The sequence below is a fragment of the Pseudomonas sp. CLCA07 genome, from assembly GCF_053615335.1.
On the sequence record NZ_CM132131.1, the window covers coordinates 421,298 to 442,227 of the forward strand.

Consider the following 20,930-nt stretch of genomic DNA (forward strand, 5'->3'; position numbering starts at 1 on the left):
ATGACTACTCTTCAAAACGCCCCGTGGCGTCACGATCGTGCTCGTATCGTCTTGTGAGCGCAAACGCCGGCAACCAGGACTCGCGGCGCACAATCCAGCTTTCATAGGTCGGCTTGAGTTGGTCTGGAGCATCCAGGGAGCCCAGGTTCACTTCGACTTCGTCGGCGGTGCGGGCGAACACCGAGGAACCACAGCGAGGGCAGAAAAACCGCCCGGCGTAATCGCGTGTTTCGCCTTCGATCATCACCGCCTCCTGAGGGAATATCGCAGAGGCGTGAAAAAGCGCCCCATGGTGCTTGCGGCAGTCCAGACAATGACAAAGGCCGACCCGGTAGGGGCGCCCCGATGCCACAAACCTGACATTGCCGCACAGGCAGCCGCCAGTGATTCGGTCCATGCTGCACCTCCTCTGAAATCAAGCACTCGCTGGCTACCTGGCCATTGTAGGTCAGGCTCAGGTCGACTTCGATGTCTGGCCTGTTCGACTTGCTGCAGCAACGGCGCTGACATAGAAGCTCGACTGTGCTCTGACGAGAAATGCTCCGACGAGGAATACGTTCCGTCTTGACGTTCAAGGGGGCGTTTCATAGCTTTTCAGCGCTTTTCATCGGATCTGTTCGACTGCATCAGGGGTTTTCACAGCAGCGGAAAAGGCGCCGCGGTTTACTGCGTATCTAAGCTTCCGGCGCGTGTTCGGGACTGTTGTCGCAGGAGAGCCCATGAGCCTGGAACGTCTGAGCAAACTCATCTCGATAGGATTTGGTATGGCGTTGGTTGCCTGCCTGACTACCGTGGCACTGGATGAGTACTTTGGTAAGCAGGCCGACCAAGCCACTGATCGACGCCATCAGACCATCACCAGCGTTGCCCGATTGGGTACCCTCAACCGCGAACTGACTGAACTGGCTCGCCTTTACGTCACCACGGGCGACGAGCTGTTTCTGACCGAATATAACCAAAAGTGGCAGGAAGGCCGGATATTCCGCGAAGCTGCGCAGGAATTCCGAGCGATTGGACTGAACGCCGCCGAAACCAAATTGCTGGCCACGGTCGAGGACATGGATATCAAGCAGACGGGCATGGAGCGCCTGGCAATGGAGCAGAGCTGGCACCGAGGGAGTTCGTCACTGCTTTCAAGTACCACTTACATCAACTCCGAGTGGAATTATGCTGATGCGCTTAACAAGCTGAGAGTCTCAACCACTCAACGCTTCAATAGCGACTTCGAGGCGGCTCGGCACAAAGCCGCGCTGGCCAGCTACGTCAATGCCTTGATGCAGTTGACTATATTGGTCGCGGGCCTACTGGCATTTTTGGTCATCCTGCGTCGCCAATTGGTGAAACCTCTGTTGAGTCTTTCCGAACGCATTCGCCGCCTGCATGCCGGCGAAACCGTTGGGGAGTCGGTGCAGCACCACGGACTTGCCGAAGTCGTGACCCTGACCAAAGCATTCGATGCCTATGTCGATGTCAATGAAGAACTGCAACGAAAGCACTGGGTCAAGGTGCGCCTCAGCGAACTGGTGCAGGCGTTGCAGTTGTGCACCAGTCGGGAGGCGTTTACCGCAACGTTGCAGCAAAAACTGGGCGAATGGCTGGGTTGCAAGACGGTTGTGCTATTCGACGCAGAGCCCGTCTTCAAGCGTACCGGCCAAGTGCACTACAGTTTGCCACTGCTGCAAGAGGGGCAGCTGCTGGCCAGCCTTGAACTCGATTTCGCCCATCGCCCGGATCTCGCCCAACTCAAGCTGCTCGACAGCTTGCCCAACAAACTCGGCACACTGCTGAATTTGCTGCAACAGCGCACCCACAATCAGCAGTTATTGCAGCAGGCCCGCCTGCAGGCCCGACAATTGGAGTACCAGGCGGTGAAACTGCAACAGCGCCAGCAGTCCCTGGAAGCCACCGAGAGCTGGTATCGCGGCATCGTCGAGGTTGCCCCTAAAGCGCTGTTGGTGTTCGACAAGGACGGTGTGATCCTGGCCAACCAGGAAAGCGAAGTGACCTTTGGTTATGCCCCTGGCCGCCTACTTGGCCAGAACTACCGGACACTGATACCGGACAGCCAGCTCGGGGCCATTGATTCGATACTCGAGCGAGTGCGTGCAACCAAGGTGCTCGACACGGGTGAGCTGATTGCCCGTCGTGCTGATGGTAGCGAGTTTCCTGCTGAGTTGCGCCTGAGCCTGCTGCCGACGCGAGAGGATCGAGGGCAATGCCTGTGCGTTGCGATTCGCGATCTCAGCCAGCGCAAAGCTGAAGAACGCAGCTTGCGTGAAGCGCACGAACAGCAGCAGGCCATCGTTACCGCGGCGCCCTATGGAATTGCACTGGTGCGCGGTGGTTTGATCGTACAGAGCAATTCGCGGCTGGATGAGTTGCTCGGTTATGAACCGGGCGAACAATTGCAGCGCTCTCCGCTGGCTTGGCTTGATCAAGTCGTTTGGGCGGAGGCATTACTGGAGCTCAAAGCGGAGATTCGAAGGACTTTGGACCGAGGGGACATCTTTCAGCAGCAGATGCAGCTTTGCCGCAGGGACGCCAGCAGCTTCTGGGCAAGCGTAAGTGCGCGTGCTATTGCGCCCGGATATCTGTCTTCGCGTGGTTCGATCTGGGTCATTGAAGATATTACCGCCCAGCATGCGGCGGCGGTCGAGATGCGGCAGGCGCGGCAACTGGCCGAGGACAGTGCACGCATCAAGACCGAGTTTCTGGCCAACATGAGCCACGAGATTCGCACGCCGATGAACGCCATCATCGGCATGACGTACCTGACCTTGAGGACGGAGCTGAACGAGCGTCAGCGCGACTACCTGAACAAGGTACAGAGCTCTAGCCGGCATTTGCTGGGTGTCATTGACGATGTTCTGGATTTTTCCAAGATCGAGGCGGGCAAGCTTCAGCTAGAAGCTCGCGACTTCAGCCTGGCACAATTGCTGGAAGAGGTGCTCGATCAGGTGCGTCCACGTATTGCCGATAAAGGCTTGAACATGCGGCTCAACGTTGCTGCGGATGTGCCTGAACGTTTGTGTGGCGATCCGCTTCGACTGCGGCAAATACTGCTCAACTACCTGAGTAATGCAGTGAAATTCACCGAGCGTGGTCAGATCAGGGTTGAGGTGAGCCTGCGTGAGGCCGGCGCGGATGACGCTTTGCTTTACTTCAGCGTGACCGACAGCGGCATAGGGCTCTCGGCCGAGCAGTTAAAACATATGTTCCAGAGCTTCGAGCAGGCTGATACCTCCACCACACGACGCTTTGGTGGCACGGGACTGGGGCTGGCCATTGCCAAACAACTGTCCGAGTTGATGGGTGGCCAGGTCGGTGTTCAGAGCGTACTTGGTGAAGGCAGCAACTTCTGGTTTGAGGTCCGTTTGCTTTTAGCCCAGAGCACGGTCATTGATGACCTGTGCGCAGGGGAGCAACCCTGCGACTGGCGAGCGGCCGAAGGGACTCGTGTTTTACTGGTAGAAGATAACGAGTTGAACCAGCAGGTCGCTGCCGAATTATTGCGGGCGGTCGGTTGTTCCGTCGATATCGCGGCTGATGGCCGTCAGGCGCTCAATCGGTTATCTGCGCAGCGTTTTGACCTGGTGTTCATGGATATGCAGATGCCGGTGCTCGATGGTCTGGCGGCCACTCGCCTGCTCCGTCGGCAGCCCGGATTGAGCAACCTGCCCGTTATCGCGATGACCGCCAACGTCAGCAGACATGATCATGACAATTGTCTGGCGGCTGGCATGAATGATTATGTCAGCAAGCCCTTCGAACCGAAGACGCTCTACGCGGTTTTGCGACGCTGGCTGGCTGATACACAAGCGCGCCCAAAGCGCATCGTGGCTCTGGAGTCGGGTGCGAAGGTGAGTGGCGCTGAGGCGGGCTTGAAACTCGACGGCGTGGATACGGTTGCCGGACTCCGAAGGGTATTGGGCAGGCACAGCCTGTATGCGGATGTGTTGCAAAACTACCTGACCAGTCAGGGCCCCTTGCAGAGACAGTTGAGCGCGGCGCTGGCGGCAGGCGAGCTGGATAAAGCCGAGTTGTTGGCGCACAGCTGCAAGGGCGTATCAGCGACTATCGGTGCCGACACCATCGCACAGGCAGCAGATGTTTTGGAGCAGGCACTGCGCGCAAAGCGACCACCCGATGAGTTGCAAATCTGTCTGGAGGCGTTGTCTGAACCCTTGGAGGCCCTGCTGAGGCAACTGCGAGAAAGTTTGCCCGGTAAGGTCGAAGTAGCGCGCGTAGTGGTCGATTTTGGCGAGCTGCAACAAATCTGCCGACATCTCGATAACCTGCTGGGTGACTTTGATGCGCAGGCAGTGCCCTACTTTTCCTTACATGCGGGCGTACTGCGCGGCGCGTTTGCGAGCAGTTTCCAGTCCCTGGAAGGTGCTGTGACACGGTTCGATTTCGAGCGGGCGCGGGCCTGTCTGAGCGAGGCCCTGCAGGCTTGTGGAACTGGCGCAATGAGTGAATAGAAACACAAGGGCAACACGCATTTCATGCCTTTAAAAGCGCGCTGTTCAGAAGTTTTCAGCGTTTTTCAGCGCCCGGCAGAGACGGTTCAATCCATTTCAGAGCAGATGTGTGGGTGGCATGCGTTACTGCCAGTCACTTGGCAGACGCGACGGGTTGTACCTTTCCCCGCCGTGCTCCCGCGATAGAAGCGTCCCCCCGGCGCTTTACCGCCTCCTCTGTGACCCCGTCGAGAGAACGTCCAGTTGAACAGCTCAACCCCTAGACCCACTGTGCTGGTGGTCGACGATATGCCGACCAATCTGCAGCTGATCAGTGAACTGCTACGCGAGCTTTATCACGTCAGAATTGCGACCAGCGGTGCCCAGGCGTTGCAGATCGTCGATCGTGCGAAACCGGATCTGATCCTGCTGGATGTGATGATGCCCGATATGGATGGTCATGAGGTCTGTCGTCGTCTCAAGACTGATCCCAAGACATGTGATGTGCCGATCTTGTTTCTGAGCGCCCGCAATCACGACGAAGATGAGTGCCTGGGGTTCGAGCTTGGAGCGACTGACTACCTGTTCAAGCCGATCAACCCGCCCATCCTGCTGGCGCGAGTGCAGACACAGTTACGCCTGAAGGCGACAACGGACCTGTTGCGTTCGCAGAATACGTATCTCGATCAGGAAGTATTGGCGCGAACCCGGGAGCTGCAAGCCACCCATGACGTGACCATCCTGGCCCTTGCGTCGTTGGCCGAGACCCGCGACAACGAGACCGGCAATCACCTGCGGCGCACGCAGCATTATGTCCGGTTACTGGCCGAGAAATTGCGCGATCACCCAAGATTCAGCCTGCATCTGAATGATAAAAGCATTGAGCTGATGTTCAAGTCGGCACCGCTGCACGATATCGGCAAGGTCGGTATTGCTGACCATATCCTGCTCAAGCCGGGGCGCTTTGAGCCTGCCGAGTTCGAAATCATGAAGACCCACGCCCGGCTGGGTTATCAAGCCCTGGTACAAGCAGAGGAAATGTTGGGCGCGCAAGTACCTTTCCTGCGCATCGCCAAGGAAATTGCGCTGTGCCATCACGAAAAATGGGATGGCAGTGGTTACCCCAATGGCCTGGTCGGTGACGCCATTCCTGTCAGCGCCCGCCTGATGGCGGTCGCCGATGTCTATGACGCGGTCATTAGCCGGCGGGTGTACAAGTCAGAGATGAGCCATGAGACGGCAGTCGCGATCATCCGCGACGGCGCCGGTCAGCATTTTGATCCAGATGTGGTGGCGGCCTTCATTGCCCTCGAAAATGAGTTCGAAAAAATCGCCGAGCGCTACGCCGATACCCCAACCGAGGAGCCCCTTGACGCCATGGCCGGTTAACAGCTGGCGAGCAATGCCCGAGATGGGCGTAAAGCATTGGCCATCTGCACCTCGGACACGCCGCCAGACCTGCTATTGCTTGATGTCATAATGCCGAACATGGACGGGTTTGAACTGGTCGCCTGCTGGAGCAAAACAGCCTGAAGCTGCGGCAATTCGATCGCGCGTAAGCGTTGCCGTGTAATGGCGGTGACATTGCTTAACATTACTGAGAACCGGTCGGCTGTTCCAGTAACGACGATGTTGGCCAAAGCAAAGAATGACCGCTTAACTCTAAAGGTCGACGACATGTCTTCGACTTACTTTTTTGCCTCATACAGATGGTCGACATGGGTCAACTGCTAATTGATGAACATCTGGTATTCGACGAGAACAATTTCCTGTTGTTTCGCGTTGAATCTGCCAATGAGGAGCCTTTGCGCATAGGTGCAATCGCCAGCCGATGCCTGGCCATGCTGCTCAGGTCGGGTGGGGAGGTAGTGCGCAAGCGCGAACTGATGGCCGGGGCATGGGGGCAATACGGCCTGGAAGTGACCGACAACAGCCTGGCCCAGGTTGTCCGGCAGTTGCGCCTGGCGCTGGAGAAACTGCAGCCCGATCGCGAATTCATCCAGACCTTGCCACGCATAGGTTACAAACTCGCCGATGGCGTGAGAGTCGAGGAGTTGCCAATCACTGCGAATGCGGTGCCTGCCCCGCGTCCGGCTGAGCCTGACAGCGAGGCGCCCGCCCCTGCTACGTCTCCTGTATCGACCCTGGCCGATGCAGAGGACGAACCCCTCGAACCGCCATCAATCATGGCAATGCCGGCGTCGGCCGATCCCGATTCGGGGGCGCTGCCAGTGCATCCGATAACATTACCAAGGCGTTGGGGGCTGTGGCTCGCACTACCCCTTTGGGGCGTATTGGCATTTCTACTGGGAAAAATCTGGCTGGCACCGACTCTTGAGGTGGTACCACCAGCGTTCGACGCGCCGGTAACGGTGGATGACGTGCATGTGCATTTGTCCGCTCAAGAGGCACGCCCCCCGGAGGCGTCAAACCTGAAGCTGATGGTTCAGCACAGCCGGAAACTGGCGGAGCATCTGGGCATTTCGGCGCAAAACATCCACCTGTACTTGTTACCGTCGCGTCGTGGGGCAGATCAGATTCTTTGCGATGGCGAGCTGGAAACAGCGAGTAGTCGCTGCATTGGCGTACAACAACATGACTAGAAGTGCCGCAAACGCAGGTTGGTGCCTGGCCTTCCTAGTCGTTGGCCTGTCAGGTGTGGCACTGGGGCGCCTGTCGGGTGAGCAACAGGCGAACCTGGACCTTTGGTGCTCCGGAGAGAGCGCATATCAAGTGCCATCCCCATCGCACCCTTCATGGCTGACGACGCGTTTCAGACTGGATTTGAGACCCAGCGGGCTCAGCCATTTGCGCATGGTGGCCCAATTGATCGATGCCGACTCCGGGTCGAAAACAGGCACCCTGCGCCGCAACAGCGCCTTTCGGGTGCAACAACAGGGGCACCGCTTGCAGGTCAATGTTGAGAGTAGCGCCAAAGGCGAAACGGATAGCACGATTCCTGAACTGGCGAACATACTGGGCCTGTTTATTTTCCAGCCGGACAACAGCATGAGTTACTGGATGCGATCATTGTCCGAGACGCGTTACCTGTTCGATGATGGTAATGAAATGTTTTTTTTGTGCAGTAAACGATGACACCGGCGAACGCCATCGTTCAGGACCATAAACACGCCTAATCTCTTGATACAGGGGAAACGGGATGAGCGAAAAAACAGCGCGCCAATGCTGGTCATGGGTCCTCCCATCCCTGCTCGTCATCAGCCTCGCGCTGACCGCAGGATGTTCAGGCAAAGCGTCCAGGCATAGCAATTCGACCGCAAGCACAGGCTCCAATTGCTATGCAAAAGCGCTACCCACTGTTGGCGAGGGCGGCTTGGCGTGGGGCTCCACCCTGAGCATTGCTCGCAAAAAATCCCTGGATAACTGCATACGCTATGCCGGCCGCTCCGGAGGCACACCGGACACCTGCAAAGTGGTGATGGCGGAGTGCAAAAATCAATAGGGGTAGCGAAACCCCTTGAGCGAAAGCAGGCGCTGACAACGAACCCGGCCGTTCCACAGTGGTCACAACAAGTGATGGCATCGCGCCTTGGGTTCCCTGCATTCCAGCGCGATGCTTGCGATCCACACATTTCAGGGTGCGCCGGATAACTTCAGTCGGTTCGGTTCCTGTCTGACACAGGCGCTGACTGCTGCTCTGATCCAATGCTCCCGTCTCGGAGTACGGAAATGACTCAATCAATGCGCTTCTTTCTATCGATCTTCCTCGCGTTAGCTACATTGGCCTCGACGAGCCTGTTGAACAGTGCCAGTGCAGAAACCGCAGAGGATCTGAATAAAGACTCTCTGCAAGCATTGGATATGCTCTACAAGGTCAATCCAACAGCCAAATCCATCTCGCAACAAGCAAAGGCCGTGCTGGTCTTCCCCAAAATCATCAAGGCGGGCCTGGTATTCGGCGGCAGCTATGGCGAAGGCGTATTAATGAAGGGTAAGACCGTCGTGGACTATTACAACTCCGTCAGCGGGTCGTGGGGGCTGCAGGCGGGCGCCCAGTCCTATGGCTATGCAGTATTTCTGATGAATGATAAAGCGCTGAAATACATAGCTGAAACCAAGGGTTGGGAAGTTGGCGTAGGGCCAACCGTGGTTGTCGTGAATGAAGGGATTGCGAAGAACCTGTCCAGCTCGACGCTGAAAGACGATGCGTATGCGTTCATCTTCGACCAGCAAGGGTTAATGGCTGGGGTCAGCATCGAAGGCTCGAAAATTTCCCTGATCAAACGCTAAAAGCGGCCGTCAGGTCGGTTTCTGCCCAACGTAAAGGGCAGAAATCGGCCACGCATGAATCACCCCATCGGTTGTCTCCAACCTTTGGGGTGCAGCCCATTAAGTGGAAGCCATCAAGTGCGGCCCACGGAACCTGTGACCGGTAGGTTGCCCAGCAACTTGAGTCCCGTGGCTTTCACGAAAGCGTCATAGTCCATTGGTCTCTCAATACGGGTTTCTGCATTGGGTAGCACGTACGCCCAGGCACGCTGGGACGATGCGTCGTAGACCAGCTTGAACAGGCGCGTCGGCACCCAGACCTTGTTGTCGCCAATGGTGGTGTGGCCTGGGTCAAACAGCGGGCCGGTAAAGACATAAACATTGCCCTCGGCGCGCTTGGCGAACTTCCTGACGTCAGACTCGACCTTGCTCCAGATCTTCCGGTTGTTGGTGGGGTCTTGCGGCACCATGTTCGACAGCGCGAAGGATTGGGCCATTGCATTGGGGTTCGGTGCATCGGCTGCCGGGGATTGATGACCGCGGTCCACCGCCGGATGTTGGCTACGGTAGTCGCTCAACTCTGCCCGTCCACTCTTGGGAATGCGTGGGTCCGGATAGAACTGGTTGGTGCGCTCCTCCCCTTTGGCATCCTGAAGCTGGGCGGCATTAAGACGCTCGACGACTACCAGTGGCGTCTTGCTGGTCTGCGAGTACAGCACCGCGAAGTGGTCGGAACACAGGGCCAAGGGGTTCATGGTTGCTGGCACAGTGGCCATGTTGATCGGTTTGGCTGCCGGGAACAGATCTGCACAGCCGTCGAACGATGCCTGCTTCTGCTTGTTTGAATAAAGGTCCAGCGCCGCGTTCTGGCTGATCGAGCCCGAGCGGGACGTTTGTTCCTGTTGCTGGGTGGGCGGCTTGATGAGATCCAGCAAGCTGCGGGCTTCTGCCCCGGTCGAGAGCAAAACAAGGGCCGACAGCCCAACTGCAATTTTGCGTAGGTACATGGGTTAGATCTTCGAATGGGATTGAGAGGTAAACGTACGGCGGTCCCGATTCACGGAACCAGGTGCAGGCGGTTGCTGGTTATATTGCGGGGTACATGCTTTCGCTGTCCTTGATCAAAATACCGGGGCGGATCCGGTCGGCGCCGAAAGTATGAGCGCTGAAGGCCGTGCGGGGTTTATTGACCATCACAAACCCCTTTAGTGCAGAGCGGCGGCTGCAATCTACTCGCAGATTCGAAACCCATCACTTTCGGCGACCTATCACATTCGCTCACATTACGTTACTGCGCCTGAAAGGTTTGCAAGTAAGCCAGCAGATTGTCGATCTTTTCCGGATCGCTGAGCCCCCAGAAAATCATGCGGGTGCCGGGGACCACTTTTTTCGGTGCTTCGAGGTACGCGGTCAGTGTTTCGCGGGTCCAGACGATATCGGCGGATTTCATGGCGTCGGAATACTGATAATCCGTAGTGCTGCCGGAATGTCGGCCAAAGATGCCGTTGAGCTGCGGACCAAATGAACCGCGCGCCGATTCCCCGACCTGGTGGCAACCCCCGCAGATCCGTTTGAACAGTGTCTCACCCGCTTCAGCATCGCCGGCCGCGTGTGCAGGGAGGCTGAACAAACCTGCATTGAGAAAACAGGTGAAGGTGATGAATACGGCGGATTGCTTCATGTTCTGTTCCCGAACTTGTAGAGCATGGCGCGAGTGAATCAATGGGCGCCTACTTGCAGACGCAAAAGTCTACGTAAAGAATGGCTGTCTTCGTAGCCCGAAGCATCGGCGCTTGAAAAACATTTCACTGGAGACACCTGTGCCACCCCTGACCGCCCGCGAGGTTTACCAGATATTGCGCGACGCCGCCTTGGGCATTCACCCTTTGCGGTGCCTCGACAAACCCGCCGGGCCCGGCCAGGTGCAGGTCGACATCGAGGGCTGGCACCTGACCCTCGACGTCGACGGGGTCTATGTGCGCCACTGCCAACGCTGCCACAGCCCCGACGGCCGCGAGGGTGATCTCGACAGCTGGCAACGTTACGGCACCGACCCGGTCAGTTTTCTCAGCGCGTGGGAGCTGGCGCAGATTGAGCGGCTGCTGACCGGGCAAACGCCACCGATGGAAAAGCCCGGTTAAATCGTGATGCCGATCAGTTAAGTCATCGGGAACCTCGTAGCAGCCGGACGCAGGCTTCGCCAGCTGCTACGGATTGTGTCGCTCTTTCTGCGCTTTCTGGCGGTTCACTGGGTCGACTTACGTCGAGCCGCCGCCCGCGACAGGTTGAGCGCCACGGCGGCACCAATCAGCGCCTTCAACGCTTTGTCATCCAGCGTTTCACCCTCATGCACATCAATGGCACCTCGGGTATTTCCTTCGAGACTGGCATTGAACAAACCTGAAGGGTCCGCCAGCGAGGCGCCTTGGGCGAAGGTCATTTTGACGACGCTCTTGTACGTCTCTCCGGTGCAGAGGATGCCAGCGTGAGACCACACCGGTACGCCCCGCCATTTCCACTCCTCGAGCACGTCGGGGTCAGCCTGGTGGATCAGCGTTCGGATGTGATCGAGCATCTCGCCCCGCCAATCATCCAGCGCCTTGATTCTCGCGTCTATCAGTTGCGAGGCCGTGTCTTGCGCCTCTGCAGGCGTCGTGTCCTTATTCATCAAAGTGATCACCTTCTTCATGAGGGTTTTGATCCGCCTCATGATAGTTGTCGCTTGCTCATCACTCGAGTGTCACCGACTGACGGCACCCACATCAGGCGCGCACCGCGGACAACGTTTCCTCTGCTCCCGGCTTAATGCCAAAATGCAACGCTCAGGTCACCCGTCCAGCCCCTGTCGCGTAATGCAGTGCAACGAGAATCGATATGAACACCCATTTTCAGATAAGTGATGCCCCTGAATCCCAAGTCTCCCATCAGCAGCCGGCGGTAACAGCATGATTGAGGTCACTGAGGTTTCCATTGCGCAACTGCGTGCTGCGCTCGAATCCGGCCAGACAACGGCGGTCGAGTTGGTGCAGGCTTATCTCGCCAGGATCGATGCCTACGACGGTGCCGACACCCCTACCGCGCTCAACGCGGTCGTGGTTCGAAACCCCGACGCGCTCAACGAAGCGCAGGCATCCGATGCCCGCAGGGCCAAAGGCGAGACGATGGGGCCGCTCGATGGCATCCCCTACACGGCCAAGGACAGTTATCTGGTCAAGGGGCTGACCGCTGCGTCCGGAAGCCCCGCCTTCGCCAACCTGATCGCTTATCGCGATGCGTTCACCATCGAACGCCTGCGCGGTGCCGGCGCCATCTGCCTGGGCAAGACCAACATGCCGCCCATGGCCAACGGCGGTATGCAGCGCGGGGTCTATGGCCGCGCCGAGAGCCCGTACAACGCTGACTACCTCACCGCGCCGTTCGCCTCGGGTTCCTCCAACGGTGCCGGAACGGCAACCGCCGCCAGTTTCGCCGCGTTCGGCCTCGCGGAAGAAACCTGGTCGAGTGGACGCGGTCCCGCCTCGAACAATGGTTTGTGTGCCTATACGCCATCGCGCGGGGTGATTTCGGTGCGCGGCAACTGGCCGTTGACACCGACCATGGACGTTGTTGTGCCGTTTGCCAGAACCATGGCGGACCTGCTGGAGGTGCTCGACGTGGTGGTGGCCGAAGACCCGGACACACGCGGCGATTTGTGGCGGATGCAACCCTGGGTGCCGATTCCGAGTGTCACCTCGGTCCGTCCTGCCTCCTATCATGAACTGGCCGCGAAACCCGAGGCACTCGCCGGCAAGCGTTTCGGTGTGCCGCGCATGTACATCAATAAAGACCCCGACGCAGGCACCAGTGAGGCGCCGGGTATTGGCGGGCCGACGGGGCAGCGAATCAACACCCGTGCCTCGGTGATCGGTCTGTGGGAAGCGGCTCGCCAGGCGCTCGAAACGGCCGGCGCGCAAGTGGTCGAAGTCGATTTTCCGCTGGTCTCCAATTGCGAAGGCGACCGTCCGGGTGCACCGACCGTGTTCAATCGCGGCATCGTGTCCAAAGAGTTCCTTCACCATGAGTTGTGGGACCTGACGGCCTGGGCATTCGATGACTTCCTTCAGGCCAATGACGATCCGAAGTTGAACCGCCTGGTCGACGTCGACGGACCGCTGATTTTCCCCCACGACCCCGGCACGCTGCCCAACCGCGAAGGAGACCTTGCGGCCGGCATGGATGAGTATGTGCGGATGGCGGAGCGCGGCGTTACGCCGTGGAACGAGATCACCACCGTGCCTGATGGCTTGCGTGGGCTCGAGCACACGCGGCGTATCGATCTTGAGGAGTGGATGGATCGCTTGGGGCTCGATGCGGTGCTGTTCCCGACGGTCGCCGATGTGGGTCCGGCGAACGCCGATGTCGATCCCGCGTCTGCGGACATCGCGTGGAGCAACGGCATCTGGGTCGCCAATGGCAACCTCGCCATCCGCCACCTGGGCGTGCCCACGGTCACCGTACCGATGGGTGTGATGCCAGACATCGGCATGCCCGTCGGGCTGACCTTCGCCGGTCGCGCCTATGACGATTCGTCGCTGCTGCGCCTGGCGTCGGCGTTTGAAGCGACCGGGTCAAAACGCTTGATCCCGCCGCGTACCCCGCCACTGCCGGGTCAGCCGTAAACGTGGATCGGGATTGGGGCGTTGCTCGCTCCAATCCCGGTCAACGAATTAGCCCTTGGCTGCCATTGCGGTGACTTCCACACGCATGCCTTCGACCGCCAGAGCGGCCACACCCACAGCAGCGCGAACCGGCCACGGCTTGGCGAAGAAACGCTTATAGACTTCGTTGAATGCAGCGCGGTCGGCCATGTCGGTGAGGTAGATGGTCAGGTGCAACACTCGATCCATGGAACTACCGGCGCGCTCCAGTGCAACTTTGAGCGCCTGCAGCGTGCATTCGCTCTGCTCGACGATCCCACCCAATTCCAGACTGCCGTCAGCGCGGGTGGGGATCTGCGTGGAGACCAGCAGGCCGCCGAAACCGGCGACGTCGGAGGAGATGGAATCCTGGTCCGGGTCAGGGGTGAATGTGATGTCTTGGTTGGCCATGGGGATCTCGTACTTGAGTGATTAGGGCTGTCGCGTATCAGGCGCGCAGTTTACAACCCCACGGCGCAATGCTGTTCATGATCGAGTCGAGAAGTTCGGCGCGATCACCTAGTTCGGGTCCAGCAACCCGCCGCTCCAGTTGCGCGAAACCCGGCTGCCGGTGAATTTCGCTACCACCATGCCCAGAGGCACCAGCCGATCCCGATAGCGGGTCACCATGCGCCCCGCTTGCTCGGCCACCAGCACCACTTCGGAAGACGGATCACCCGGGCGTCGCAGAATCCGCGCAAAGCGCTGCCCTTCTTCGACGAAATCGCCGAGCTCTTTTTCAAAGATCAGCACGCCGGGATGCGGCGCCAGAATGGTTTCCATGTGGCCCATTTCCATCGCCTCGACGGGCCAGTCAGCGGGGGCCTGCGCCCCATCAATTACTCCGCAACCGCACAGCCACACGTACAATCCCTCGGCATCCTGCTCGGCAAACCGGTCACTGACATCGCCCTGCCCGCGTAGCTCCAGCGTTGCGGCCATGCGCTGGTCGGTGGCGCCGTCGCGCAGCCACGGCGCAATGATGGTTTCTTCAAAGGAGCCATCGCCGCCGTCATCCCAGATGATCGCCACGTCCATCTTCATTGCGGCGGCCAGTTCGCGGCCACGGGGCCAGAAACAGCGGTGAACGTAGAGGTAGGGCAACGCTTCGTCATCGGTGTGCAGGTCGAGCACCACATCCGCCGGGGCCGCCAGTTGCACCAGTTTTTTTTGCCATTCCTGAACATTGGTCGACGGTTGGGCCATGGCGGCCGACTGGTCGAACGAGCGGTTGAAGTTATGCCCGGTGGCGTCGTGAAATCGACCGAGAATTCGCCCCTGGCGAAACTGCCCGATGCCCAGCGGATTGGCTTGCGGCACCACCGTCACACGGCCGTTGAGCCGACCGTGGGCCTCGGCGATCGCAAGCTTTTGCATCAGCAGATGCAGCACCAGCATCCCGGCGATTTCATCGGCATGTACCCCGGCCTGCAAATGCACTTTCGGCCCGCTGTCATTGCCCCCGAAGCGCCAGGCACTGACCTGCACCGGGTCGCCGTTATTGTTGCGAACACTGAACGAAACATCCTGCGCCATCTGCTTGCCCTCCCGCGTCACGAACGTCAAAAAACAAAACATTGCCATGGCCGAAACTGGAGATTGAACGCACGTTCAACTAAGCTCGCCAACCAGGCAACACACCCAAGGATTCCCGTGTGACAACTGCTCCTGCAAAAAACCGCCGCGCTGAGCCCGACGAGCGTCGCGAAATGCTGGTGGCCGCCACCCTGCGCTGCCTGGTGCGCGATGGTCACGCCGGCATTTCCGTGCGTCGCATTGCCACCGAGGCCGGGGTGTCCGTGGGGTTGCTCAATCACCATTTCGGCAGCATCGATGCGTTGATTGCCGACACCTACCAAAAGATCGCCAGCGAACTGACCACCGCTCTGCTCCAGGAAATCCAGCACGCCGGCACGCCTGCGCAAAAGATGGACGCGTTCCTCACAGGCTCCTTCTCGCCTCGGGTCATGGACCCGCAATTGCTCGGGGTCTGGGTGGTGTTCTGGAGCCTGATCCGGCACTCCGAACACGTCAGCCAATCCCACGAAAAAAGCTATCGCGCCTACCTCGACCTGCTCCGCCAGTTGCTGGATGACATGGCGGCCAGCGAAGGGTTCGTGATCCACGACACGCGCCTGGCCGCCATCGGACTATCGGCGATGCTCGACGGACTCTGGATCGAGTGGTGCCTGAACCCCGAAACCTTCAGCCCCGCCAACGGCCTCCATATCTGTCGGTGCTGGATAAAGGGGCTGCGACACGGAGCATTCAGCTCCGACGACGTCTTGTGATGGGTGTCGCCCGAAGATCATCGCCAGAGTGCCACTGACCGCGATCAGCCCGGCACCGACCATCAGCGACACGTCCATCAGCGTGCCCCAAATCAGGCTCGACAGCAGGAACGCCCAGATCAACCCGGTGTATTCGAACGGTGCCAGCAAGGTAGCAGTGGCCCGCTGAAAACTGGCGAACAACAAAAACTGACCGATACCGCCGACCAGCCCGGCGCCGAGCATCCCCAGCCAGGCCGGGGTCGGCGCTGGGGTGTAGGTCCAGGGCAACGCAATCGTCATGCAAATCACAAACACCACGTTGGTGATCAACATCTGCTCCAACACGGACGTCTGCTCATCCACCTGACGCAACTGGATGTAGGTGAACGCCCAGCACATCGCCGCCAACAGCGTCAGCACCACCGGCACCGGATCGGCCATGTTGCTCGGGCGACAGGCGATGATCACGCCGACAAAACCGATGATTAGGCTGAACCACTGCCAGGCGCTGGCGCGCTCCTTGAGAATCACCGCCGCCAGCACCGTGACCATGATCGGTGCGGAGAAATACAAGGTGGTCATCTCGGCCAGAGTCAGGTCCCGGGCCGCCGTGTAATACAGCACCCAAGCGACGATCGACAACAATCCGCGCACCACCAGCAAACGGCGACTCGGCGAGCGCCACGCGCGCTGGACCAAGCGCAACCGCCCCGCCAACAGACAGGCCAGCACCACCACGAGGGCGCGCCAGAACAGAATGCTGACCACTGAATAATCCGCCACCAACCACTTGATGGCGGCATCCTGCAACGCCAGGAACGTATAACCCAAGGTGCACAAGCCGATGCCTTGCAACGACCGATCGACGATCCGTGGTGCGTTCATTACATCGACCTGCGCACGGGCGTCCCGCGCCGTTCGGCAAAGGCAAACAGCGCTTCGATCATAAACGTCAGGCAGACATACACGCCGGCCACCAACAACAACGGTTCATACACTTGCAGGGTCTGGGCCCGCACCACGTTGGCAGCGCCCAGCAGGTCGATAATCGCAATCGTCGACGCCAGTGCCGTGGACTTCAGCAGCATCACGGTCTCCCCGGCGAGTGTCGGCAACAGCAAACGCAACGCCCTGGGCAAACGCACCCGCAGCAACGACTGGCGCGGGGTCATGCCAAACGCCGAAGCCGCCTCCATTTCACCTTTGGGCACCGCCAGCAGCCCGCCGCGAATCACTTCGCCGACATAGGCCCCCACCGACACCACCAAGGCAAACACGATGTACCAGTAACCGTCCCGCAGGTACGGCCAGAGGAAGCTGCTGCGAATCAACGGGAACTGCGCAAACAGGCTGCCGAGGCCGTAGTAGAAAATGTAGATCTGGATCAGCAACGGCGTTCCGCGCGTCACGCTGGTATAGAACAGGCTGACCTTGGCGATCACTTTGTTTTTCGAGATCCGCGCCAACGCCACCAGCACCGCGAGCGCATAACCGAACACGCTGGAAATCAACAAAATGGTGATGGTCGTTTGCAGCCCCCGGCCCAACAGCGCCGCGTATTCAACTATCCACGCTGGAATCATTTCATTCACTCAGCCAAAGGCATCCAGCGACGGATGCGTCGCTCAAGCCGTCCAGACAGGTAGTTGGACACCAACGTCACCGCGTAATACATCGCCGCGGCAGTGAGGTAGAACAACAGGTAGTGACGCGTCGAACCCGCGCCTTGCTTGGCGGTGTACAGCAGCTCGTTGGTGCCGACCACGCTGATCAATGCACTGTCCTTGATTAGGTTGATCCACAGGTTGGCCATCCCGGCCATGGCGTAAGGCGCCATGATCGGCAGCGTGACCCGCCGGAACAGGCCGAACCCGCTCAAGCCAAACGCCTTGCCCGCCTCGATCTGGCCAAAAGGAATGGCCTGGATCGCTGCCCGAAAGATCTCCGAGGCGTAAGCGCCCTGCACCAGGCCCAGCACCACAATCGCCGCCAGCGGACCGCTGACATTCACGGTGCCGTATCCCATCTGCACCATCAGCGAATTGAGGAGCATGGAGCCTACGTAGTACAGCAGCAGGATCAGCAACAACTCTGGAACCGCCCGGAACAAGGTGGTGTAGCTGCGCATCAGCGCCGCGATCGGTTTCGGTGCGCTCAGCTTGAGACAGGCCACCACCAGCCCGATCATCAGCCCGAGCACAAACGCCCCGGCGGAAATCTGCAGGGTCATCCAGAGCCCCTTCAACAGCGCACTGCCCCATCCTTGCTCGCTGAAATTGATCAACTCGAACATTGCCGGCATTTCACTCTCCAGTTAGCGCAATCACTGCCTGACGCAAATCACTTGTGGGAGCGTGGCTTGCCCGCGATGCTTTTCGGCGGTTTCAAAGACGCCATCGCGGGCAAGCCAGGCTCCTACAGGGATTGGTGCTCGGTCAGAACGCTGGTTTCACGCTGGTACCGAAGTAGTGTTGGGACAGGTCGTCATAGTCCTTGCTCGCCAGCAGGCCCTGGATCGCCTTGTCTAGTTTGGCCTTGAGTTCGGTGTCGTCCTTGCGCAGACCGGCACCCACACCTTTGCCGAAAATCGGGTCATAAGGCACCGCGCCGAGGTATTCCAGGTTGCTCGCATCCGGCGTCTGCACGAAGGCCGCCATGGCGGTGCCGTCGGCCATCATCAGGTCGATACGACCGGCAATCAGGTCGGCGTTGGCCGAATCCTGGGTGTCGTAGTACTTCACGTCAGCGATTTTTTCGTAGTACTGCTTCAGATAGCTGGCGCTCACGGTGGAGTTCTGCACGCCGATGATCTTGCCCTTGAGATCGTCCGGGTACTTTTTAACGGAGGTGCCCTTGGGCCCGACAATCGCGATCACCGAGTCGTAGTAAGCCTTGCTGAACGCGATCTGTTTTTCGCGCTCTTCAGTCACCGACATCGAGGAAAAAATCACGTCGATCTTCTTCGCCAACAACGATGGAATGATGCCGTCCCACGCCACTTCCTTGATCTCGCATTCGGCTTTCATTTCGCTGCACAGCTTGTGGATCAGGTCGACTTCAAAGCCTTTCCATTCACCGTTGGCCTGTTTCTCGGTGTACGGTGGATAGGGTTCGGCTGCGACCGCGAACCTGATTGGCTGCGGCTGAGATTGAGCTTGGGCCGCGCACATCCCGGCCAGCAGTAAGCAGGCTGCGCCGGTAAACCAGTTTGCCAAACGTCGATTTCCCATGATTTTTCCCCGTCTTTTTTTAGATTTATTAGCGAGTCTGATGAGCGTTGACGAATTGTCGGCAACGTTCGCTGCGTGGGTGTACGAACACTTCATCCGGCGAACCGGTTTCCTCGATCAGCCCTTGGTGCAAGTAGGCGACTTTGGACGAGACATCGCGGGCAAAGGCCATCTCATGGGTCACCAGGATCATGGTCCGGCCTTCTTCCGCGAGGGAGCGGATCACCCGCAGCACTTCGCCGACCAGTTCCGGGTCGAGTGCCGAGGTGGGTTCATCGAACAGCATGACCTTGGGCCGCATGGCCAGGGCCCGGGCGATGGCCACCCGTTGTTGCTGTCCCCCGGAGAGAAACGCCGGGTACTCGTTGCGCTTGGCCGCCAGCCCCACGCGTTCGAGCAAGGCTTCGGCGCGCTCGGTCGCCTCGGCACGGCTTTCACGCAGGACCTGGGTCGGCGCTTCGATGAGGTTTTCCAGCACCGTGCGATGGGGCCAGAGGTTGAAATTCTGAAACACCATGCCCAGGCTCGAACGGATCCGCACCAACTGCTTGGCGTCGGACACCAGCGGCGCGCCGGGGCGGTCGTGGTTGAGCTTGATGCTTTCGCCGTCCACCAGAATGCGCCCCTGGTCCGGCACTTCGAGCATGTTGATGCAGCGCAGCAAGGTACTTTTGCCCGAGCCGCTGGCGCCGATCAGCGAAATCACATCGCCTTCGCGAGCCGTCAAGGACACGCCTTTGAGCACTTCGATATTGCCAAAGCGTTTATGCAGGCCATCGACTTCAATCATGGTCTTGGCCGTGACCGGTGCAACCGTGGCCTGGCTGGTGACGCGGCTGATCACCGGGCGTGGCGCTTCACCTTTGAGCACCAGGACAAAATCGCGAATACGCTGGCACGCCTGGGCCAGTCGTTCTTCACCCAGGGTGAACGAGAGCCGCACAAAACCTTGCGCAGGCTCGCCAAACGCCGCCGCATCGAGGACTGACACGCGCGCCTCGCGCAGCAGGCGCCAGGCAAACTCCAGCGAGGTCAGCCCGGTGTCACGCACGTCCACCAGCACGAACATGCCGGCATCGGGGTTGAGCACTGAAATCCCCGGGCAATCCGACAGGTTCGCGACCACCAGATCGCGGCGACGGCGATAGATGTCGCGCATGCCGTGAGTCACGTCGTCGTGGGCCTGCACCGCTTTCAGCGCCGCTTCCATGACAAACCCGGGCAAGCCATACAGCATGCTCAGCACCAGGGTTTCAGCGTGAGCGATCAAGGCTTCGTTGGCGACGATCCAGCCAATACGCCAGCCGGTCATGGCATGGGATTTCGACAGACTGCCGATCACCACGCAGCGCTCGGCCATGCCCGGCAAGGCGGCGAGGCTGAGGTGTTCGCGTTCGAAAGCCAGGCTTTCGTAGACCTCGTCAACCACCACCCACAGGTCATGTTCGATGGCGAGGTCGGCGATGGCTTGCAGCTCTTCGCGGTTGAGCACCACGCCGGTGGGGTTGTTCGGGTTGGAGAAGAAAATGGCCCGGGTGCGCGGGGTGATGGCCTTCGCCAGCACGGCGGCATCGAGCCTGAAACCTGAATCCGCGGAGCACGGCACCCGCACCAGCGTTGCACCGGAGGCCTTGAGCGTCGCCTCGTAGGTCACGTACATCGGGTCCAGGGCGATCACTTCATCGCCAGTGTTTAGCAGGCACATCGAAGTGATGAACAACGCGTTCTGAGCCCCGGCCGCGACGATCACGTTGGATGCTTGCACCTCACGGTCGAACAGGGGGCTGTAGCGGGTGGCGATGGCTTCGCGAAGGGCCTCGCGGCCGGCGATTTCGGTGTAGTGGGTATCGCCATCGCGCAACGCTTCAATGGCGGCATCGGTGATGAAATCGGGGGTGGGGAAATCCGGGTCACCGACGCTGAGAATGATCACATCCTCGCCACGGCGCTGGGCTTCAAGGCCTGCATTGTGAATATCCCAAGCGGCCACACCGTCGCCTGAAATCCGCTCAACAAAGGGTGAAAACCGCATGCCAGTGCCTCGTTCGAATTGAAGAAACG

General features: G+C 59.3%; 20 protein-coding genes and 1 pseudogene. 9 read left to right on the top strand and 12 right to left on the bottom strand.

Going from position 1 to position 20,930, the window contains the following annotated elements:
* Positions 1–4: 4 nt before the first annotated feature.
* Positions 5–397, bottom strand: coding sequence for a GFA family protein (locus ACWGZX_RS01985; protein ID WP_452627070.1), 393 nt, complete (start codon positions 395–397; stop codon positions 5–7).
* A gap of 322 nt (positions 398–719) precedes the next feature.
* On the opposite strand from ACWGZX_RS01985, the gene ACWGZX_RS01990 reads away from it, so the two are divergent.
* Together ACWGZX_RS01990 and ACWGZX_RS01995 are read left to right on the top strand one after the other, a co-directional pair.
* Positions 720–4,481, top strand: coding sequence for a response regulator (locus tag ACWGZX_RS01990; RefSeq protein ID WP_452627071.1), 3,762 nt, complete (start codon positions 720–722; stop codon positions 4,479–4,481).
* A 288-nt stretch (positions 4,482–4,769) separates the two neighbouring features.
* On the top strand, positions 4,770–5,849 hold the full coding sequence (locus ACWGZX_RS01995) for an HD domain-containing phosphohydrolase (RefSeq protein WP_452627072.1): 1,080 nt from the start codon (positions 4,770–4,772) through the stop codon (positions 5,847–5,849).
* On the opposite strand, the gene ACWGZX_RS02000 is transcribed toward ACWGZX_RS01995, so the two are convergent.
* A complete protein-coding gene (locus ACWGZX_RS02000; protein ID WP_452627073.1) occupies positions 5,846–6,139 on the bottom strand; it encodes a hypothetical protein in 294 nt (97 codons plus the stop codon). The two genes, ACWGZX_RS01995 and ACWGZX_RS02000, sit on opposite strands and share 4 nt — an antisense overlap.
* A 39-nt stretch (positions 6,140–6,178) precedes the next feature.
* Here ACWGZX_RS02000 and ACWGZX_RS02005 point away from each other — a divergent pair, with 39 nt between their 5' ends.
* The 4 genes from ACWGZX_RS02005 to ACWGZX_RS02020 all read left to right on the top strand — a co-directional run bounded on the left by ACWGZX_RS02005 (position 6,179) and on the right by ACWGZX_RS02020 (position 8,711).
* Positions 6,179–7,063 (top strand): winged helix-turn-helix domain-containing protein, encoded by an 885-nt coding sequence (locus ACWGZX_RS02005; protein ID WP_452627074.1) that lies wholly within the window; start codon positions 6,179–6,181, stop codon positions 7,061–7,063.
* 223 nt (positions 7,064–7,286) lie between these two features.
* Positions 7,287–7,556, top strand: coding sequence for a hypothetical protein (locus ACWGZX_RS02010; RefSeq protein WP_452627075.1), 270 nt, complete (start codon positions 7,287–7,289; stop codon positions 7,554–7,556).
* 64 nt (positions 7,557–7,620) lie between these two features.
* Entirely contained in the window at positions 7,621–7,923 is a 303-nt protein-coding gene (locus tag ACWGZX_RS02015; protein WP_452627076.1) for a hypothetical protein, read from the top strand.
* A gap of 227 nt (positions 7,924–8,150) precedes the next feature.
* On the top strand, positions 8,151–8,711 hold the full coding sequence (locus ACWGZX_RS02020) for a lipid-binding SYLF domain-containing protein (protein WP_452627077.1): 561 nt from the start codon (positions 8,151–8,153) through the stop codon (positions 8,709–8,711).
* 113 nt (positions 8,712–8,824) lie between these two features.
* Here the strand turns inward: ACWGZX_RS02020 and ACWGZX_RS02025 are convergent, their stop codons facing one another.
* Both ACWGZX_RS02025 and ACWGZX_RS02030 read right to left on the bottom strand, forming a co-directional pair.
* Entirely contained in the window at positions 8,825–9,697 is an 873-nt protein-coding gene (locus tag ACWGZX_RS02025) for a DNA/RNA non-specific endonuclease (protein WP_452627078.1), read from the bottom strand.
* Between the two features lie 281 nt (positions 9,698–9,978).
* Positions 9,979–10,371, bottom strand: coding sequence for a c-type cytochrome (locus ACWGZX_RS02030; protein WP_452627079.1), 393 nt, complete (start codon positions 10,369–10,371; stop codon positions 9,979–9,981).
* A gap of 139 nt (positions 10,372–10,510) precedes the next feature.
* Between ACWGZX_RS02030 and ACWGZX_RS02035 the strand changes: the two genes are divergently transcribed.
* On the top strand, positions 10,511–10,831 hold the full coding sequence (locus ACWGZX_RS02035; protein ID WP_452627080.1) for a DUF7693 family protein: 321 nt from the start codon (positions 10,511–10,513) through the stop codon (positions 10,829–10,831).
* Between the two features lie 104 nt (positions 10,832–10,935).
* Here ACWGZX_RS02035 and ACWGZX_RS02040 read toward each other — a convergent pair whose 3' ends face one another.
* Positions 10,936–11,358, bottom strand: coding sequence for a DUF1801 domain-containing protein (locus tag ACWGZX_RS02040; RefSeq protein ID WP_452627081.1), 423 nt, complete (start codon positions 11,356–11,358; stop codon positions 10,936–10,938).
* A gap of 277 nt (positions 11,359–11,635) precedes the next feature.
* Between ACWGZX_RS02040 and ACWGZX_RS02045 the strand changes: the two genes are divergently transcribed.
* Complete coding sequence (locus ACWGZX_RS02045; protein WP_452627082.1) at positions 11,636–13,348, top strand: amidase; 1,713 nt, start codon at positions 11,636–11,638, stop codon at positions 13,346–13,348.
* Between the two features lie 48 nt (positions 13,349–13,396).
* Here the strand turns inward: ACWGZX_RS02045 and ACWGZX_RS02050 are convergent, their stop codons facing one another.
* Together ACWGZX_RS02050 and ACWGZX_RS02055 are read right to left on the bottom strand one after the other, a co-directional pair.
* Complete coding sequence (locus ACWGZX_RS02050; RefSeq protein WP_223520350.1) at positions 13,397–13,777, bottom strand: RidA family protein; 381 nt, start codon at positions 13,775–13,777, stop codon at positions 13,397–13,399.
* Between the two features lie 108 nt (positions 13,778–13,885).
* Complete coding sequence (locus tag ACWGZX_RS02055; protein ID WP_452627083.1) at positions 13,886–14,902, bottom strand: succinylglutamate desuccinylase; 1,017 nt, start codon at positions 14,900–14,902, stop codon at positions 13,886–13,888.
* Positions 14,903–15,075: 173 nt separating this feature from the next.
* Between ACWGZX_RS02055 and ACWGZX_RS02060 the strand changes: the two are divergent.
* Positions 15,076–15,561, top strand: a pseudogene (locus tag ACWGZX_RS02060) (TetR family transcriptional regulator C-terminal domain-containing protein); the annotation flags it as partial.
* On the opposite strand, the gene ACWGZX_RS02065 reads toward ACWGZX_RS02060, so the two are convergent.
* From ACWGZX_RS02065 to ACWGZX_RS02085, 5 genes are all read right to left on the bottom strand, one after another.
* Positions 15,517–16,524: a DMT family transporter gene (locus tag ACWGZX_RS02065; RefSeq protein WP_452627084.1), complete on the bottom strand. Its 1,008-nt coding sequence runs from the start codon at positions 16,522–16,524 to the stop codon at positions 15,517–15,519. The pseudogene ACWGZX_RS02060 and the gene ACWGZX_RS02065 overlap by 45 nt on opposite strands.
* Complete coding sequence (locus ACWGZX_RS02070) at positions 16,524–17,222, bottom strand: ABC transporter permease subunit (RefSeq protein WP_223520355.1); 699 nt, start codon at positions 17,220–17,222, stop codon at positions 16,524–16,526. Before ACWGZX_RS02070 ends, ACWGZX_RS02065 begins: the two co-directional genes overlap by 1 nt.
* 5 nt (positions 17,223–17,227) lie before the next feature.
* Complete coding sequence (locus ACWGZX_RS02075) at positions 17,228–17,941, bottom strand: ABC transporter permease (protein ID WP_452627085.1); 714 nt, start codon at positions 17,939–17,941, stop codon at positions 17,228–17,230.
* A gap of 133 nt (positions 17,942–18,074) precedes the next feature.
* The gene (locus tag ACWGZX_RS02080; RefSeq protein ID WP_452627086.1) at positions 18,075–18,869 is read right to left on the bottom strand and encodes a transporter substrate-binding domain-containing protein; all 795 of its coding nucleotides are present in this window, start codon (positions 18,867–18,869) and stop codon (positions 18,075–18,077) included.
* 28 nt (positions 18,870–18,897) lie between these two features.
* Positions 18,898–20,901 (bottom strand): aminotransferase class I/II-fold pyridoxal phosphate-dependent enzyme, encoded by a 2,004-nt coding sequence (locus ACWGZX_RS02085; RefSeq protein WP_452627087.1) that lies wholly within the window; start codon positions 20,899–20,901, stop codon positions 18,898–18,900.
* Positions 20,902–20,930 lie beyond the last annotated feature (29 nt).